Raw genomic sequence first — 17,288 nt, forward strand, 5'->3', positions numbered from 1 at the left:
AGGATGCGCGAATGGACCTGCACCACTCCGCCGACGAGGAAGCCTTCCGCGCCGAGGCCCGCGCCTGGCTCGCCGCGAACGTGCCCGCCGAGCCGCTGCCCTCCCTGGAGACCGAGGAGGGCTTCGCGGCGCACCGCGCATGGGAGGCGCGGCTGTCCGCGGACCGCTGGTCGGTCGTCTCCTGGCCACAGCGGTACGGCGGCCGGGGCGTCGACATCTTCCACTGGCTCCACTTCGAGGAGGAGTACTACGCGGCGGGAGCGCCGGGGCGGGTCTCGCAGAACGGCATCAACCTCCTCGCCCCCACCCTGTTCGACCACGCCACCGAGGAGCAGCGCGCCCGCGTGCTGCCCACGATGGCGAGCGGCGAGGTCATCTGGGCGCAGGCCTGGTCGGAGCCCGAGTCCGGCTCGGATCTCGCCTCGCTGACCTCGCGTGCGGTGCGGACGGACGGCGGCTGGCTGCTCAGCGGGCAGAAGACCTGGTCGTCACGGGCGGCGTTCGCCGACCGGGCCTTCGGCATCTTCCGCACGGACCCCGACGCGCCGAAGCCGCATCAGGGCCTGACGTATCTGATGTTCGACCTCGCGGCGCCGGGGGTGACCATGCGGCCCATCCGCCGCATCGACGGCAAGCCCGCATTCGCCGAACTCTTCCTCGACGGCGTCTTCGTCCCCGACGAGGACGTGATCGGCGAGCCCGGGCAGGGCTGGCGGATCGCGATGTCCACGACGGGCAACGAGCGGGGCCTGACCCTGCGCTCCCCCGGCCGTTTCCTCGCAGCGGCGGACCGTCTCCTGCGGCAGTGGCGCGCGTCGGGCGATCAGGCCGACACCGCGCTGCGCGACCGGGTGGCGGACGCGGTGATCGGCGCGCGGGCGTATCAGCTGTTCACCTGCGCCAACGCCTCGCGCTTCGCCGCGGGCGCGAGCATCGGCGCCGAGTCCAGCCTGAACAAGGTCTTCTGGTCGCAGTACGACATCGCACTGCATGAGACCGCGCTCGATCTGCTGGGCGCGGACGGGGAGTTGGCGGACGGCGAGTGGGCCGAGGGGTATGTCTTCTCGCTGGCGGGCCCCATCTACGCCGGTACGAACGAGATCCAGCGCGACATCATCGCCGAGCGGCTGCTCGGCCTTCCGAAGGGCCGCCGCTGATGCGATTCCTGCTCACCGATGAACAGCGGGCGTTCGGCGACTCGCTGGACGCGATGCTGACGTCGGCGGACACTCCGGCTGCCGCACGGGCCTGGGCGGCGGGGGACCCCGCTCCCGGGCTGGCGCTGTGGTCGCGACTCGCCGAGGCGGGGGTGTTCGCGCTCGCCGCGCCGCAGGCGTACGAGGGGGTGGGGCCCCTGCCGGTCGAACTGGCCGTGGCTTTCACCGCGTTGGGCCGCCATGCGGTGCCCGGCCCGGTGGTGGAGACGGTCGCGGCGGCGGCGCTGCTGACCCGGCTGGCGGAATCGGGGGAGGCGGGCCCGGCGAAACGTCTGCTGCCGGGGCTGGTCACGGGCGAGTTGACCGCCACGCTGGCGGGCCGGGGCGCCTACGCACTGGACGCGGACGTGGCGGGTGTGACGCTGGCGGTTTCGGACGAGGACGCCCGCCCCGGGGCCGGCGCGGACCGCACCGCCTGTCTCCGTATTGCGCACGGCCACGGCCCTGTGCGCGTATCCGCCGACCCCGCCCGGCGGTTGGCCGTGCCCGCGGCCGGGGGCGAGGTCATCGCCGAAGGGCACCACGTGGCCCGGGCGGCCGCGTACGCCGGGGATGTCGCGCGTCTGGTCACCGCGGCGCAGGCACTGGGTGTCGGGCTCGCGCTCCTGGACCGGACCGTTGCGTACGTCACACAGCGCACCCAGTTCGGCGCCGCCATCGGCTCCTTCCAGGCGGTCAAGCACCGGCTGGCGGACACCCTGATCGGGCTCGAATTCGCCCGGCCGCTGCTGTACGGGGCGGCCCTGTCCATGGCTCCGGCAGACATCGCCGCCGCGAAGGTCACCGCGGGCGAGGCCGCGTACGCGGCCGCCCGTACCGCACTCCAGCTGCACGGCGCGATCGGCTACACCGACGAGCTCGACCTCTCCCTCTGGCTGCGCAAGGCCCGCCCGCTGCGGGACGCCTGGGGCACCCCCGCGCTCTGCCGGGCGACGGTGCTCGCGGGCTGACCCTCAGCCCCGGGGCTCAGCGGCGCCGGTGCGTACGGACCGGGCCGCCCGGCCGCCAGGCCCGTACCACCAGCTCCTCGCCGTCGACCGACGTCTGCACCACGTCACCGACCTCGACGCGGAAGAGATGGAACGGCTCCGGCGGCCCCGCCTCCGCCACGAAGCGGTCGAGCACCTCGGAATCGGTCACCTCCACAGCGCGCCCGGAGATCTTGACGTCACCGCCTTCCATGGAGTCGTCCGGCCCGGGGTTCGCATGGATCGCGAAGCGCGGATCGCGCAGCAGGTCCTGGGCCTTGCGTGAGCCCTGCATCATGCCGAGCCACAACTCGCCGAAGCGGAAGTCGACTTCGAGGCCGGTCACCCGCGGCGACCCGTCCTTGCGCACCGTGGCCAGCACATGGTGCTTGTACCGCTGGAAACGCTGCTGCACGGTCTCGGCGAAGTCCGGCTCCGCCGTCCGGAAATCTGCCCACGTCGAAGAGGTCATGACTCCATCGAACCGCGGAAACCCGACACCGCCTGTCGGGATTCACCTGCGCGCACCGGCTCGGATGCCCTACCGGGGCGTACGTGCTGTTCTGGTACTGGCCAAAGACCCGCCCTCGTCCGAGGAGAATCCCGATGGCGATCTTCATGCATGCCAGCCTGCCGGGCATCACGACCGACCAGTACGACGCCCTCAATGCCCAATTGCAGGCACTTCCCGGCGACACCTTCGCGGGGTGCCTGTCGCACACCTGCGTGGCGACCGACTCCGGCCTGGAGATTTTTGACCTGTGGGAGTCCCAGGAGGCGATGGACAAGTTCGGCACGGTGATGATGCCGGTGGCCGAGAAGCTGGGCTTCCCCCAGACGGGCCAACCTCCGAAGGTCGCTCAAGTCCACAACTGGTGGACCCCCAGCTGACACCGCTCAGCCGCTGCGCAGGGTGACGACCGCCGCGTGCCCCTCCGTGTGCAGTGATCCCGGCGACTCGTCCAGTACCGCAGCGTCGTACGGACCGAGTGTCACGTGCGCCTCCGTGAGGACCGTGGGCCCGTCCAGCGCGACGATCACGACCGTAGAGCGTGACGGCACCACGACCAGCAGTTCTCCGCGCACCACCGAGGTCAGGCATGCCGTACGGCCCCTGCGGTGCATGACGTTGAAGTTGACGACGGGATGCCCGTCGACGAGGCGGCCGTCGGTCTCCACGTCGCCGGGGAAGCGGTAGGGCCGGTAGCGCTCGTCGGCGAGTGTGCGCCGTTCGCCGACCGTGAGATCCATCCCCGCGCCCTCGACGACGGTCAGGATCCGGTCCACGCCGGGGAAGGCGGAGAACGGCCCGTCCGCGCCGACGTCCGCGAGGCTGATCCGCCAGTCGAAGTCGTCCGTCCCGGCGCCCTCGGGCGACACGGCGATCTCGCGGGTGACGCCGCCGCCGTTCTTCCACGGCACGGCCCTGCGGTCGGCGGCGCGCAGCACCCGTACCGTCATCGCACGATGCCCTGGGCCCGCGCGGCGGCCAGCCACAGCGGGAACTCGGAGACCAGCCGGTCGTACAGCTCGGAGTCGGGGACCTGGCGCGGGTCGAGTCCGGCGTGGAAGAAGCCCGCGTTGTCGACGACGCGCTTGGCGGGGACGGCGAGTTCGTCGAGCTTGTGCAGGAAGTCGAACTGCGAGCTGCGCTTGTTGCCGAAGCCGATGAACTGCCAGAACAGCGGCAGCTTCGCCGCCTTGCACAGATAGCGCTCCGCGGCGTGCTTGCTGATCGGTCCGCCGTCCGTCTGGAAGACGACGAGCGCGGGGGCGGTCGAGCCGCTGTCGACGTAGTGGTCGATGACCGCGTCCATGGCCAGGTGGTAGCTGGTCTTGCCCATGTGCCCGAGGCCCGCCACTATCTCGTCGACCCGGCCGCGGTGGTTGTCGAGGGCGATGTCCGTGACCGCGTCGATGTCCGTGGAGAAGAAGACGACCGGCACGGAGCCGTCGTCGTCCAGATTGGCCGCAAGACCGAGCACCCGGTCGGCGAGCGCCTGGACGCTGCCGTCCTTGTAGTAGTCCTTCATGGAGCCCGAGTAGTCCAGCACCAGATAGACGGCGGCACGCTGCCCGCTCAGCCCGTGCTTCTGCAGCGATACGCCCGCGCTCTTGTAGAGGCTGACGAGCGCGGGCGCCTTCTCCTCGACCTTGGCGAGGCTGATGGCCGCCATGCGGGGCTCCGTTCGTGCGAGGGGACGGGAGAGTTGAGGCTACGTCACCGGACCCCGACCGGGCCGGTCTCCCGTCACGACGGAGAATCCGGCCCGGCCTGCCCGTCTTCTCAGAGCGCCAGCCATACCGCGGTGTCGCTCGGCAGCCGGTCACCGTCCAGCGTCCCGCTGGCCAGCAGTACCCCGCTGTGGGCGGGCAGGGCCACCGGCTTGTCGGAGAGGTTCACCACGCACCGGAAGCCGGGCTCACGGCGGAACGAGAGAACGTCGCTGTCCGGGGCGCTCTCCCAGGTCAGCGTGCCGTCGCCGAGGGCGGGGTTGCTCCGGCGCGCGCTCAGCGCCGACCGGTAGAGGTTCAGCATGGAGGCGGGGTCGCCGTCCTGAACCTCCGCGGTCAGGGACTTCCACGCCTCCGGCTGAGGCAGCCACGGCGCCGCGGTGGTGGCGTCGGGGCTGAAGCCGAACGGCGGGCAGTCACCGCTCCACGGCAGCGGGACACGACAGCCGTCACGCCCTCGGTCGGTGTGGCCGGAGCGCTCCCACGTGGGGTCCTGGAGTACGTCCTCCGGCAGATCCTCGACCTCCCACAGGCCCAGCTCCTCGCCCTGGTACAGATAGGCACCCCCCGGCAGGGCGAGCGTGAGCAGGGCGGCGGCGCGGGCCCGGCGGGTGCCCAGCTCCAGGTCGGCCGACCGGTCCAGTTGGGACAGCGAGCGCTGCTGCCCCTCGGGCTGCGGCCTGGCGTAGCGGGAGACATGCCGGGCGACATCGTGGTTGGACAGCACCCAGGTGGCGGGCGCACCCACCGCGCCGAGCGCGGTAAGCGACTCGTCGATCACCCGGCGCAGGTGGCCTGCCCGCCAGGGAGCCATCAGATAGTCGAAGTTGAACGCGGTGTGGAGCTCGTCCGGGCGGACATAGCGGGCCAGCCGCTCCGGAGTGCCTGCCCATGCCTCCGCGACGAAGGCACGGGTCTCGCCGTACGCGTCGGCGACAGCGCGCCACCCCTGAAAGATCTCGTGGACTTCGTCGCGGTCCCAGTGCGGGTGGTCACCGGCGCCCACTCCGTCGAGGAGCTTGGCGTCGAGCGAGCCGAGGTCCGGCAGCCCCGGCGCCTTGACCAGGCCGTGCGCCACATCGATGCGCACCCCGTCGATGCCACGGTCGAACCAGAAGCGCAGGATCGACTCGAACTCGGCGCGCACCTCGGCGTTGTCCCAGTCGAGGTCCGGCTGCTCGGGTGCGAAAAGGTGCAGGTACCACGGCCCGGGTGAGCCGTCGGGCTCGGTGATCCGTGTCCAGGCGGGGCCGCCGAACACGCTGCTCCAGTCGTTGGGCGGCAGGTCGCCGCTGGGGCCTCGACCGGGCCGGACGATGTAGCGGTCCCTGGCCGGTGACGAGGGGCCGCCGGCCAGTGCCTCGCGGAACCACGCGTGCTCGGACGACGTGTGGTTCGGCACGATGTCGATGAGGACGCGCAGCCCGTGCGCGTGCGCCTCGTCCACCAGGGCCTGTGCGTCGTCCAGGGTGCCGAAGGCCGGGTCGATGTCCCGGTAGTCGGCGACGTCGTAGCCTCCGTCGGCCATGGGGGACGGGTACCAGGGGCTGAGCCAGAGCGCGTCCACGCCGAGCCGGGCGAGGTGGGGAAGGCGCCGGCGCAGGCCGGCGATGTCACCGACACCGTCGCCGTTGCCGTCGGCGAAGCTGCGGATGTACACCTCGTAGATGACGGCGTCGCGCCACCAGTTGGCGGGGGTCCGGGCAGGAGCCACGGTGTTTCTCCTCGAAAGAACGTAGGTGAGGGGCGGGCGGGGGCCGGTTACTTGACGGCGCCCGCGGTGAGTCCCGCGATGATCCTTCGCTGGAAGATCAGTACGAGGACCACCAGCGGCACCGTGACGACGACGCCGGCCGCCATCTTGGTGCCGTAGGGGATGTCGAACCCGGTCGACCCTCCGAAGCGGGAGATCGCGACCGTGGCGGTCTGCATCGAGTTCTTGTTCACCATCGAGACGGCGATGATGAACTCGTTCCACGCGGCGATGAACGTGAGGATCGCGGTGGTGAACACGCCTGGCGCGGTCAGCGGCATGATGACCTTGCGGAACGCCTGTCCTGGAGTACAACCGTCCACCATCGCGGCCTGTTCCAGTTCGCGCGGAAGCTGCTTGAAGAACGCGGTCAGGTTCCACACGGCCAGCGGCAGTGCGAACGACATCGACGGCACGATCATCGCCTGGTAGGTGTTGACCCAGTGCAGCGTGCCGGAGAACAGCTTCAGCATCGGCACGACCAGGGCGATCCCCGGGAACATGGAAGTCGCGATGATCACGGCCAGCACTGCGTTCTTGAAGCGGAACTCCAGCCTGGCCAGTGCGTAGGCGGTGAACACCGCGATCACCAGGGTGAGCACCGTGGTGATGCCGGCCACCAGCAGGCTGTTGAGCAGCGCCCGCCCGAAGCCCGTCCCCGGCCTCAGCACCGCTCGGTAGTTCTCCAGCGACCACGGCGAGGGGATCGGGGTCTTGTCGAACAGATCGGAGCTGCGCCTCAGGCTGGAGACGACCATCCAGTAGAACGGCGCCAGACAGTAGGTCATGATCGCGGCGACGCCGGTGAAGGCGAGCACGGCCGGTGTGGTGAATCGTCGCCGGGGCCGAATCCGTACGGTGGTCGAGGTGGCGCTCATGCCGTCGCTCCCTTCGTCGTTGCCCGCCGGGCGCGGCGGTCGCGCTTCGTGGCCCGCTGCTCGGAGAACACGTCGGCGCCCAGGAGCCTGACGAAGACGAAGGCGACCACGGCGACATAGAGGAAGAGGATCACCGCGTAGGCGGAGGCAGGCCCGTAACGGGTGTTGGCCGCCTCGTCGAACGCCAGCATCGACAGCGTCTCCACCGACTCCTTGTGCGCGCCGACGAGGACGTACGGCAGGTCGAACATGCGCAGCGCGTCCAGCAGCCGGAACAGCACTGCCACCAGCAGCACCGGCCTGATCATGGGAAGGGTGATGCGGAGGAACTCCTGCAGGCGGTTCGCGCCGTCCACGCGCGCCGCCTCGTACACCTCTCCCGGGATCAGCTGGAGACCGGCCAGTACCAGCAGCCCTACGAACGGCGCGGTCTTCCAGGTGTCAGCCACGATCACCGCAACGGCCGCCTGGATCCCGTCCGTGGTCCACAGGATCTCCTGCCCCAGCAGGGCGTTTGCCGCACCGTCGGCCTGGAAGATCCACTGCCACAGCAGGGCGGAGACCACGGTGGGGATGGCCCAGGGCACCAGTACGCCGGCCCGGACCAGGGCTCTGCCGCGTACCGCGCGGTTCATCACCAAGGCCATCGCCACGCCGAGCACGGTCTCGATGAGCACGGTCGTGACAGTGAAGAGCGTGGTGTTGGAGAAGGCGTTCCAGAACTGTTTGCCCGCCTCCCCGCCGAAGATCTCCGTGTAGTGCGTCAGGCCGGTGAACTGCTCGCCCTCCGTGACGAATCCGGAGCTGTCCAGGCCCGGCTTCTCACTGAACAGGGACTCGCGGAAGGCCGCCAGCACCGGGTATCCGGCAACCAGTGCGAGAACCAGGAGCGTTGGGGACACAAGCAGTGCGGCAAGCCGGCCTGTGCCGCGTTTTCGGGACGGGCCGGGGGCGGGGGGCGCCTTGGGCGCCAGGGTGGCAGGGCGTTGCGGTGCCGTCAGGCTGGACATCGGAGGTCACCTCAGCGGGGCGGGGAAAGGGCAGGCGAAGGAACCGCGCGGAGCCGTGTCAGGGGCGGCTCCGCGCGGAGCCGGGTCACGGCTTCGCGATCTTCTCCAGGCGTTCCTGGAGCTCCTTCAGTACCGCCGCCGGCGGTGTGCCGCCTTGCAGTGCCCGGTACGCCGCGCCCTGGATCGCCGCCGTCGCGTCTCCGTAGCGCACCACGCGCGGCCGGGGTGCTGCGCCCAGGATCGAGCTCTTGAGCACCGGCAGGTACGGGTACTTCGCGATCATCGCCGGGTCGTCGTACAGGGACGCGATGGTCGGCGCGTTGGAGCTGAGCAGCAGATTCTCGCGCTGGGACTGCTCGCTGGTGATGAAGGTGATGAAGTCGAGGGCCGTGGCTTTGTTTTCGGCGAACCTGCTGACCGCCAAGTTGTGTCCGCCCAGGCTGGAGACGCCCGGTCCGTTCAGGCCCGGCAGCGGGGCGACCCCGAACTTGCCCGCGACCTTGGAGGAGCCGTCCTTGGCGTTGGCCAGGGACCACTGGTAGGGCCACTGCCGGTGGAAGACGAGCCGGCTCTGCTGGAACGCCTGCCGGCCCTCCTCCTCCTTGAAGGTGATGGCCTTCTTCGGTATCAGGCCACTCTTGTAGGCGTCCGTGAAGAAGCTGAGGCCCTTGAGCGCCTCGGGTGAGTCGACGGTCGGCTTGCCGTCCTTGTCGACGACGGAGCCACCCGCGCCGTCGATCATCTCGGAGAAGTTGACCGTCAGGCCCTCGTACTTGTCGAACTGGCCCGCGTAGCAGGACATGCCCTTGCCCTGCGGAAGCGCCAGGACCTTCTGGCAGGTCTGCTCCATCTCCGCCCAGGTGCGCGGGGGCTGGGCGCCCACCTGCTTCAGCAGGTCGGAGCGGTAGTACAGCAAGCCGCCGTCGGAGGTCCACGGTGCGGCATAGAGGCGGCCGAGGTAGGAGGCGCCTTCCAGCGTGGGCCCCAGGTACTTGCCGGCCTCGAACCTGTCCTTGGGCAGCTCGGCCACCCAGCGGTTGGCGGCGAACTCGGCCGTCCACACGACGTCGAGGCTCAGGACGGAGAACTCGCCGGACTTCAGCTCAGCGTTCTGGATCATCCGCTGGCGCTGGTCGTCGGCGTTGTCGGGCAGTTCGATGAAACGCACCTGCTCCTTGCGGTGGCTCTTGTTCCACTTGTCGAGCATCTTGGCGAGGACACCCGTGTTGTCCTTGCCGCCCGCCAGGGTGATGGGTCCGCGGCCCTTGAAGCTGTCCATGCTGTTTCCGCCCGCGGTTCGCTCCTGGGTACCCCCGCTCCCGCATGCGGCCAGAACGGCCGCAGCCGTGCTCACCACGCAGGCTCTCAGCAGCAGGTGCCTCATGTTGATCTCCTTTGTGCGGCTCCCGGCGGTCGTCCTCCGCCAAGGTGCAGTGAGACTAAACAGCGAGGCGCAAGGGAGTCTACAGATACTCGCAAGTCATTTAACATTTTCTATGTAAGCAGCCGTCATTTGTGATGACCTCCATGCAAAAGGCGACGTCCCGGAGGACGCCGCCTTCTCTTCCGGTGGGGTGGTCCCACCACTGACTTCGCTAGCCGCGCGCGACCGCGGTGCTGCTCCGCACCACCAGTTCGGGCTCGAACAGGAGCTCCTCGTTGCTGTTGCTGTTGCTCTTGCCGGCGATCCGGCTCGCCAGCAGTGACACCGCGGCCCTGCCCATCGCCTCGACCGGCTGGCGCAGCGTGGTCAGCGGGGGGTTGGCCAGCGGCATGAACGTCGAGTCGTCGAACCCCACGACGGAGACGTCGCCCGGCACGTCGAGTCCCATGCGCTGCAACGCCCGGACGGCACCGAGGGCCATGAGGTCGCTGCCGGACACCACGGCCGTGACGCCCTGCTGAATGAGTCTTTGCGCTGCCGCGGCGCCGCCCTCCAGCGAGTACATCGTGTGCGTGACGAATGGCTCGGGGTCCCGCACGCCGCAAAGCTCGCGCATCGCCGTGATGAACGCCGTCTTCTTGCGGACGGCGGGCACATGATCGTCGTACTCCCCCAGCGCCAGCCCGATGCGCCGGTGCCCCAGGGAGGCCAGATGACGTACCGCCAGCTCGGCCGCCATCCCGTCGTCGGTCGACACGGACGGGAAACTCAGCCCCTCCGCCATCCCGTTCACCCCGATGACGGGCAGTCCGCGCTCCAGCAGCCGTTCGTAGTGACTGTGGTCCGCCTTGATGTGCGAGTGGAGGCCGCAGACGAACACCGCGCCGGAGATCTGGTGCTCCAGCAGCAGGTCCACATAGTCGCTCTCGGACACACCCCCGAAGGTGCGGGTGCACAGCACGGGCGTGAACCCCCGCTGCGCCAGGGTGGAGCCGATGACCTCGGAGAACGCCGGGAACACGGGGTTGGTCAGATCCGGGGCCACCAGCCCGACCAGGCGATTGCCCCGTTCCCTCAGCTGCCGGGGCCGCTCGTACCCGAGGACGTCGCACGCGCTCAGCACCGCGGCCCGGGTCGACTCCGCGACCCCCGGCTTCCCGTTGAGGACGCGACTGACCGTCGCCTCACTCACCCCGGCGTATTCCGCCACCTCGACCAGTCGTTTCGCCATGACCGCAAGGCTACTGCAAGACTTGCATTCGTTTACATGAGTCCTTGAGGGCGGGGAGCCCTCCGGGCCCGCTCCCCGTCGTGGAGACACACCGCGGCGCCCACCCATTGTCCGGTCGGGGACAGGGCAGGCGCCGCAGTCAGTTCCGTACGCCTTTGTACGGGACGTCTCTTCAGGTGGAGATCAGACCGTCAGCGCACGGTCCGTCGGACGGATCGGAGCCGGAAGCTCACTCGCCCCCGTCAGGAAGCGGTCCACACCACGCGCCGCCGAGCGGCCCTCGGCGATCGCCCACACGATCAGCGACTGGCCCCGGCCGGCGTCGCCCGCGACGAACACACCGTCGACGTTCGTCGCGAAGTCCGCGTCCCGCGCGACGTTGCCCCGCTCGTCGAGCTCCAGGCCGAACTGCTCGACCAGGCCGTTCGCCCGGTCCGTGCCCGTGAAGCCCATCGCCAGGGTGACCAGCTGCGCAGGAATCCTGCGCTCCGTGCCCGGCTTCTGGGTCAGCTTGCCGTCGACGAACTCCACCTCGATGAGGTGCAGGTACTGGACGTTGCCGTCCTCGTCGCCCTCGAAGTGCGTCGTCGAGACGGAGTAGACCCGCTCGCCGCCCTCCTCGTGCGCCGAGGTCACCTTGTAGAGCATCGGGAAGGTCGGCCACGGCTGACCCGCCGCACGCTCGTCGCCCGGCCTTGGCATGATCTCCAGCTGGGTGACCGAGGCCGCGCCCTGGCGGTGTGCCGTGCCCACGCAGTCCGCGCCCGTGTCGCCGCCGCCGATGACGACGACGTGCTTGCCCTCCGCGGTGATCGGCGGGGCGACGAAGTCGCCCTCCTGCACCTTGTTGGCGAGCGGCAGATACTCCATCGCGAAGTGGATGCCGCTCAGCTCACGGCCCGGCACGGGCAGGTCGCGCGAGACGGTCGCACCTGCGGCGATGACCACCGCGTCGTAGCGCCGCCGCAGCTTCGCCGCGTCGATGTCGCGGCCGATCTCGACCTCGGTACGGAACTTGGTGCCCTCCGCGCGCATCTGCTCGATGCGGCGGTTGATGTGCACCTTCTCCATCTTGAACTCGGGGATGCCGTACCGCAGCAGTCCGCCGATGCGGTCCGCGCGCTCGTACACGGCGACGGTGTGGCCCGCCCGGGTCAGCTGCTGGGCGGCGGCCAGGCCCGCCGGGCCCGAGCCGATGACGGCGACCGTCTTGCCGGAGAGGCGGTCCGGCGCCTGCGGCCTGACGTCGCCCGTGTCCCAGGCCTTGTCGATGATGGAGACTTCGACGTTCTTGATGGTGACGGCGGGCTGGTTGATGCCGAGGACGCAGGCCGACTCGCACGGAGCGGGGCACAGGCGGCCGGTGAACTCCGGGAAGTTGTTCGTGGCGTGCAGCCGCTCGGACGCCGCCTGCCAGTCCTCGCGGTAGGCGTAGTCGTTCCACTCGGGGATCAGGTTCCCGAGCGGACAGCCGTTGTGGCAGAACGGAATGCCGCAGTCCATGCAGCGTCCGGCCTGCTTGCTGATGATCGGCAGCAGCGAGCCCGGAACGTAGACCTCGTTCCAGTCCTTCAGCCGCTCGCCCACCGGACGGGTCTTGGCGACCTCACGGCCGGTGGTCAGGAAGCCCTTGGGGTCAGCCATTGGTCGCCGCCTCCATCATCTTCTCGGTGGTCTCCTGCTCGGAGAGACCGGCGAGCTCAGCGGCGTCCTTGGCGGCGAGCACTGCCTTGTACGTGGTCGGGATGATCTTGCTGAAGCGGTCCACCGCGACGGACCACTCGGCCAGCAGCTTCGACGCGACGGTCGAGCCCGTCTCCTCCTCGTGGCGGCGCACGACATCGTGCAGCCACAGCCTGTCGGACTCGGTGAGCGACTCGATCGCCTGCAGGTTCCCGGAGTTGACGTTGTCCCGGTCGAGGTCGATGACGTAGGCGACACCGCCGGACATGCCGGCCGCGAAGTTACGTCCCGTCTCACCGAGAACCACCGCGCGACCGCCGGTCATGTACTCGCAGCCGTGGTCGCCCACGCCCTCAGAGACGACCGTGGCACCGGAGTTGCGGACGCAGAAGCGCTCGCCGGTGCGGCCGCGCAGGAACAGCTCGCCGCCGGTCGCACCGTACGCGATGGTGTTGCCCGCGATGGTGGAGTACTCGGCGAGGTGGTCGGCGCCCCGGTCCGGGCGGACGACGACGCGGCCGCCGGAGAGGCCCTTGCCGACGTAGTCGTTGGCGTCGCCCTCCAGCCGCAGCGTCACACCGCGTGGGAGGAACGCTCCGAAGGACTGGCCGGCCGAGCCGGTGAAGGTGATGTCGATGGTGTCGTCGGGCAGGCCCGCACCGCCGAACTTCCGCGTCACCTCGTAACCGAGCATCGTGCCGACGGTCCGGTTGATGTTGCGGATCGCGATCTGCGCGCGGACCGGCTGGGCGGCCTCGGCGGAGTCCGCGTTCAGCGCCTCGGCGGCGAGCTGGATCAGCTCCTTGTCGAGGGCCTTCTCCAGACCGTGGTCCTGCTCGATCAGCTGGTGGCGCACGGCGCCGTCCGGCAGTTCGGGGACGTAGAAGAGGGGCTTGAGGTCGAGTCCCTGCGCCTTCCAGTGGTCCACGGCCCGGTCCGTGTCGAGCAGCTCGGCGTGGCCGACGGCCTCCTCGATCGTACGGAAGCCCAGCTCGGCGAGGAGCTCGCGGACCTCCTGGGCGATGAACTCGAAGAAGTTGACGACGTATTCGGCCTTGCCGGAGAAGCGGTCGCGCAGCACCGGGTTCTGGGTGGCGATACCGACCGGGCAGGTGTCCAGGTGGCAGACGCGCATCATGATGCAGCCGGAGACGACGAGCGGCGCGGTCGCGAAACCGAACTCCTCGGCGCCGAGCAGCGCGGCGATGACGACGTCGCGGCCGGTCTTCAGCTGGCCGTCGGTCTGCACGACGATGCGGTCGCGCAGTCCGTTGAGCAGCAGGGTCTGCTGGGTCTCGGCGAGGCCGAGCTCCCAGGGGCCGCCCGCGTGCTTCAGCGAGGTGAGCGGGGATGCGCCCGTGCCGCCGTCGTGGCCGGAGATGAGGACGACGTCCGCGTGCGCCTTGGAGACGCCCGCGGCGACCGTGCCGACACCGACCTCCGACACCAGCTTCACGTGGATTCGCGCGAGGGGGTTGGCGTTCTTGAGGTCGTGGATCAGCTGAGCCAGGTCCTCGATGGAGTAGATGTCGTGGTGCGGCGGCGGGGAGATGAGGCCGACGCCCGGGGTGGAGTGCCGGGTCTTGGCGACCCACGGGTAGACCTTGTGGCCGGGCAGCTGGCCGCCCTCGCCGGGCTTGGCGCCCTGCGCCATCTTGATCTGGATGTCGTCCGCGTTGACCAGGTACTCGGAGGTCACACCGAAGCGGCCGGAGGCTACCTGCTTGATGGAGGAGCGGCGCTCGGGGTCGTACAGACGGTCCGCGTCCTCGCCGCCCTCACCGGTGTTGGACTTGCCGCCCAGCTGGTTCATGGCGATGGCGAGGGTCTCGTGCGCCTCGCGGGAGATGGATCCGTAGCTCATCGCGCCGGTGGAGAAGCGCTTGACGATGTCGCTGACCGGCTCGACCTCGTCGATGGAGATCGGCTGCCGGGCCTCGGACCTGAAGCCGAAGAGGCCGCGCAGCGTCATCAGCCGCTCGGACTGCTCGTTCACCCGGTCCGTGTACTTCTTGAAGACGTCGTACCGCTTGGTGCGCGTGGCGTGCTGCAGCCGGAAGACCGTCTCCGGGTCGAACAGGTGCGGCTCGCCCTCACGGCGCCACTGGTACTCGCCGCCGATCTCCAGCGCGCGGTGCGAGGCGGCGATGCCGGAGGCGGGGTAGGCCTTGGCGTGCCTGGCCGCGACCTCCTTGGCGACGACGTCGAGACCGGCGCCGCCGATCTTCGTGGCGGTGCCGTTGAAGTACTTCTCGACGAAGGCCTCGTCGAGGCCGACGGCCTCGAAGACCTGCGCGCCGCGGTAGGAGGCGACGGTTGAGATGCCCATCTTGGACATGACCTTCAGGACGCCCTTGCCCAGCGCGTAGATCAGGTTGCGGATGGCCTGCTCGGGCTCCATGCCCTCGATGAAGGTGCCGGCGCGGACCAGGTCCTCGACCGACTCCATCGCGAGGTACGGGTTGACGGCGGCAGCGCCGTAGCCGATGAGGAGCGCGACGTGGTGCACCTCACGGACGTCACCGGCCTCGACCAGCAGCCCCACCTGGGTGCGCTGCTTGGTGCGGATGAGGTGGTGGTGCACGGCCGAGGTGAGCAGCAGCGACGGGATCGGCGCGTGCTCGGCGTCGGAGTGCCGGTCGGACAGGACGATCAGCCGGGCGCCGTCCTCGATGGCGGCGTCGGCCTCGGCGCAGATCGCCTCGATACGGGCCGCGAGGGCGTCGCCGCCGCCGCTCACGCGGTAGAGGCCGGAGAGCGTCGCGGCGGTCATGCCGGGCATGTCGCCGTCGGCGTTGACGTGGATGAGCTTGGCCAGCTCGTCGTTGTCGATCACCGGGAAGGGCAGGGTGACGCTGCGGCAGGAGGCCGCGGTCGGCTCCAGGAGATTGCCCTGCGGGCCCAGCGAGGAGTGCAGCGAGGTGACGAGCTCCTCGCGGATGGCGTCCAGCGGCGGGTTGGTGACCTGCGCGAACAGCTGGGTGAAGTAGTCGAAGAGCAGCCGGGGGCGCTCGGACAGGGCCGCGATCGGCGAGTCCGTGCCCATGGAGCCGAGAGGCTCGCCGCCGGTCCTGGCCATGGGCGCGAGGATGACGCGCAGCTCCTCCTCGGTGTAGCCGAAGGTCTGCTGGCGGCGGGTGACCGAGGCGTGGGTGTGGACGATGTGCTCGCGCTCGGGCAGGTCCTCGAGCTCGATCTCACCGGCCTCCAGCCACTCGCGGTACGGCTTCTCGGCGGCGAGCGAGGACTTGATCTCGTCGTCCTCGATGATGCGGTGCTCGGCGGTGTCGACGAGGAACATCTTGCCGGGCTGGAGGCGGCCCTTGCGGACGACCTTGGCGGGGTCGATGTCCAGGACGCCGACCTCGGAGGAGAGGACCACGAGTCCGTCGTCGGTGACCCAGTAGCGGCCGGGGCGCAGTCCGTTGCGGTCCAGGACCGCGCCGACCTGGGTGCCGTCGGTGAAGGTGACGCAGGCCGGGCCGTCCCAGGGCTCCATCATCGTGGAGTGGTACTGGTAGAAGGCGCGCCGGGCCGGGTCCATGGAGTCGTGGTTCTCCCACGCCTCGGGGACCATCATCAGCACCGAGTGGGGCAGCGAGCGGCCACCGAGGTGGAGGAGCTCCAGCACCTCGTCGAAGGAGGCGGAGTCGGAGGCGTCCGGCGTACAGACCGGGAAGATCCGCTCCAGCTTCTCGGAGCCGAAGAGGTCGGAGACGAGCTGCGACTCGCGGGCGCGCATCCAGTTGCGGTTGCCCTTGACCGTGTTGATCTCGCCGTTGTGCGCGACGAAACGGTACGGGTGGGCGAGCGGCCAGCTCGGGAAGGTGTTCGTCGAGAACCGCGAGTGGACGAGCGCGACGGTCGTGGCGCAGCGCCGGTCGGAGAGGTCCGGGAAGAAGGGCTCCAGCTGCCCGGTCGTGAGCATGCCCTTGTAGACGATCGTCCGGGCGGAGAGCGAGGGGAAGTAGACGCCGGCCTCGCGCTCGGCGCGCTTGCGCAGCACGAAGGCCTTGCGGTCGAGCTCGATGCCCGTGCTGGTGCCGTCGCTCACGAAGAGCTGGCGGAAGGCCGGCATGGTGGCGCGGGCGCCGCTGCCGAGGAGGTCCGGAGTGACGGGGACCTCGCGCCAGCCGAGGACGTTCAGGTCTTCTTCGGCGGCGATCGTCTCAATCCGTGAGACGGCGTCGTCACTGTCCTGCGCGGGCAGGAAGGCGATGCCGACGGCGTACGAGCCGGCCTCGGGGAGCTCGAAATCCGCGGCCTCGCGGAGGAAGGCGTCCGGGACCTGGAGCAGGATGCCCGCTCCGTCGCCGGAGTCGGGCTCGGAGCCTGTGGCGCCGCGGTGCTCAAGATTCCGCAGGACGGTCAGCGCCTGTTCTACCAGCTCATGGCTGGCAACACCGGTGAGGGTGGCCACGAACCCGACGCCGCAGGCGTCGTGTTCGTTACGGGGGTCGTACATCCCCTGAGGGGCGGGGCGACCGTCCATGGGCGACCAGGCGTCGGAACGCATCGGCTCTCCCGTCGTCGTCGTGGCATGTTCACTGCCGAGGGACGACGTTGGCCCTCTGCGAAATTTCGTGCAGGTTACATGATGGAGTGCTTCTCGGAAAGTGGATAGGTCATTCCAACATGCGGACACCGCCCAAGGCGGTGGAGGTGGGTCACACACGGACAGATCGGTGTCAGTGGACCCTTCGCAGAGCAGGCTTCATTGCCCGCCGCGCCTACGGCTCATGCCCGGTGGTTAAGGGCTCGAAACCGCGGAGTAACGGCAACTTATGTAGCGCCATGCATAGTGTCGCACCTGCGGCGGTTTTCGTAGAGGGCGTACGTCACAACTTTTGGCCCGCGGGCGCCGGGGCGCACGCGGGCCGGGTGGTGGCGGAGGAGCCGGTGGGGAGCCGAGGAGCGGGGCGCGTCAGA

Annotated in this window: 13 protein-coding genes; 3 read left to right on the forward strand and 10 right to left on the reverse strand. The window is 69.6% G+C overall.

Features of this window, described 5'->3' with window-relative positions; genetic code table 11:
• Positions 1-11: 11 nt before the first annotated feature.
• Both OG741_RS10535 and OG741_RS10540 read left to right on the forward strand, forming a co-directional pair.
• On the forward strand, positions 12-1,157 hold the full coding sequence (locus OG741_RS10535; RefSeq protein WP_405596531.1) for an acyl-CoA dehydrogenase family protein: 1,146 nt from the start codon (positions 12-14) through the stop codon (positions 1,155-1,157).
• Positions 1,157-2,167 (forward strand): acyl-CoA dehydrogenase family protein, encoded by a 1,011-nt coding sequence (locus OG741_RS10540; protein ID WP_405596532.1) that lies wholly within the window; start codon positions 1,157-1,159, stop codon positions 2,165-2,167. Before OG741_RS10535 ends, OG741_RS10540 begins: the two co-directional genes overlap by 1 nt.
• Before the next feature lie 16 nt (positions 2,168-2,183).
• Here OG741_RS10540 and OG741_RS10545 read toward each other — a convergent pair whose 3' ends face one another.
• Positions 2,184-2,657 (reverse strand): pyridoxamine 5'-phosphate oxidase family protein, encoded by a 474-nt coding sequence (locus tag OG741_RS10545; protein ID WP_405596534.1) that lies wholly within the window; start codon positions 2,655-2,657, stop codon positions 2,184-2,186.
• 134 nt (positions 2,658-2,791) lie between these two features.
• On the opposite strand from OG741_RS10545, the gene OG741_RS10550 reads away from it, so the two are divergent.
• Complete coding sequence (locus OG741_RS10550; protein WP_266477454.1) at positions 2,792-3,076, forward strand: hypothetical protein; 285 nt, start codon at positions 2,792-2,794, stop codon at positions 3,074-3,076.
• A gap of 6 nt (positions 3,077-3,082) precedes the next feature.
• Here the strand turns inward: OG741_RS10550 and OG741_RS10555 are convergent, their stop codons facing one another.
• From OG741_RS10555 to gltB, 9 genes are all read right to left on the reverse strand, one after another.
• Entirely contained in the window at positions 3,083-3,646 is a 564-nt protein-coding gene (locus OG741_RS10555; RefSeq protein ID WP_405596536.1) for a HutD family protein, read from the reverse strand.
• Positions 3,643-4,362, reverse strand: a complete 720-nt coding sequence (locus tag OG741_RS10560) for a vWA domain-containing protein (RefSeq protein WP_405596537.1) — start codon at positions 4,360-4,362, stop codon at positions 3,643-3,645. Before OG741_RS10560 ends, OG741_RS10555 begins: the two co-directional genes overlap by 4 nt.
• A gap of 110 nt (positions 4,363-4,472) precedes the next feature.
• Positions 4,473-6,134, reverse strand: coding sequence for a glycoside hydrolase family 13 protein (locus tag OG741_RS10565; protein WP_405596538.1), 1,662 nt, complete (start codon positions 6,132-6,134; stop codon positions 4,473-4,475).
• A gap of 47 nt (positions 6,135-6,181) precedes the next feature.
• The gene (locus OG741_RS10570) at positions 6,182-7,051 is read right to left on the reverse strand and encodes a carbohydrate ABC transporter permease (protein ID WP_405596539.1); all 870 of its coding nucleotides are present in this window, start codon (positions 7,049-7,051) and stop codon (positions 6,182-6,184) included.
• On the reverse strand, positions 7,048-8,061 hold the full coding sequence (locus OG741_RS10575) for a carbohydrate ABC transporter permease (RefSeq protein WP_405596540.1): 1,014 nt from the start codon (positions 8,059-8,061) through the stop codon (positions 7,048-7,050). The genes OG741_RS10570 and OG741_RS10575 overlap by 4 nt, the downstream gene beginning before the upstream one ends.
• Positions 8,062-8,146: 85 nt before the next feature.
• A complete protein-coding gene (locus OG741_RS10580; protein WP_405596542.1) occupies positions 8,147-9,445 on the reverse strand; it encodes an ABC transporter substrate-binding protein in 1,299 nt (432 codons plus the stop codon).
• Between the two features lie 211 nt (positions 9,446-9,656).
• Positions 9,657-10,676, reverse strand: a complete 1,020-nt coding sequence (locus tag OG741_RS10585) for a LacI family DNA-binding transcriptional regulator (protein ID WP_405596543.1) — start codon at positions 10,674-10,676, stop codon at positions 9,657-9,659.
• A gap of 183 nt (positions 10,677-10,859) precedes the next feature.
• Positions 10,860-12,320 (reverse strand): glutamate synthase subunit beta, encoded by a 1,461-nt coding sequence (locus tag OG741_RS10590; RefSeq protein ID WP_405596545.1) that lies wholly within the window; start codon positions 12,318-12,320, stop codon positions 10,860-10,862.
• Complete coding sequence (gene gltB / locus OG741_RS10595; protein WP_405596547.1) at positions 12,313-16,875, reverse strand: glutamate synthase large subunit; 4,563 nt, start codon at positions 16,873-16,875, stop codon at positions 12,313-12,315. The genes OG741_RS10590 and gltB overlap by 8 nt, the downstream gene beginning before the upstream one ends.
• Positions 16,876-17,288 lie beyond the last annotated feature (413 nt).

Source organism: Streptomyces sp. NBC_01410 (assembly GCF_045040195.1).
Classification (GTDB): domain Bacteria; phylum Actinomycetota; class Actinomycetes; order Streptomycetales; family Streptomycetaceae; genus Streptomyces.

Coding starts and splice junctions, on each gene's coding strand:
- OG741_RS10545 (WP_405596534.1), bottom strand. CDS start 2,657: ATGACCTCTTCGACGTGGGCAGATTTCCGGACGGCGGAGCCGGACTTC.
- OG741_RS10540 (WP_405596532.1), top strand. CDS start 1,157: ATGCGATTCCTGCTCACCGATGAACAGCGGGCGTTCGGCGACTCGCTG.
- OG741_RS10560 (WP_405596537.1), bottom strand. CDS start 4,362: ATGGCGGCCATCAGCCTCGCCAAGGTCGAGGAGAAGGCGCCCGCGCTC.
- OG741_RS10555 (WP_405596536.1), bottom strand. CDS start 3,646: ATGACGGTACGGGTGCTGCGCGCCGCCGACCGCAGGGCCGTGCCGTGG.
- OG741_RS10580 (WP_405596542.1), bottom strand. CDS start 9,445: ATGAGGCACCTGCTGCTGAGAGCCTGCGTGGTGAGCACGGCTGCGGCC.
- OG741_RS10550 (WP_266477454.1), top strand. CDS start 2,792: ATGGCGATCTTCATGCATGCCAGCCTGCCGGGCATCACGACCGACCAG.
- OG741_RS10570 (WP_405596539.1), bottom strand. CDS start 7,051: ATGAGCGCCACCTCGACCACCGTACGGATTCGGCCCCGGCGACGATTC.
- OG741_RS10575 (WP_405596540.1), bottom strand. CDS start 8,061: ATGTCCAGCCTGACGGCACCGCAACGCCCTGCCACCCTGGCGCCCAAG.
- gltB (WP_405596547.1), bottom strand. CDS start 16,875: ATGCGTTCCGACGCCTGGTCGCCCATGGACGGTCGCCCCGCCCCTCAG.
- OG741_RS10535 (WP_405596531.1), top strand. CDS start 12: ATGGACCTGCACCACTCCGCCGACGAGGAAGCCTTCCGCGCCGAGGCC.
- OG741_RS10590 (WP_405596545.1), bottom strand. CDS start 12,320: ATGGCTGACCCCAAGGGCTTCCTGACCACCGGCCGTGAGGTCGCCAAG.
- OG741_RS10585 (WP_405596543.1), bottom strand. CDS start 10,676: ATGGCGAAACGACTGGTCGAGGTGGCGGAATACGCCGGGGTGAGTGAG.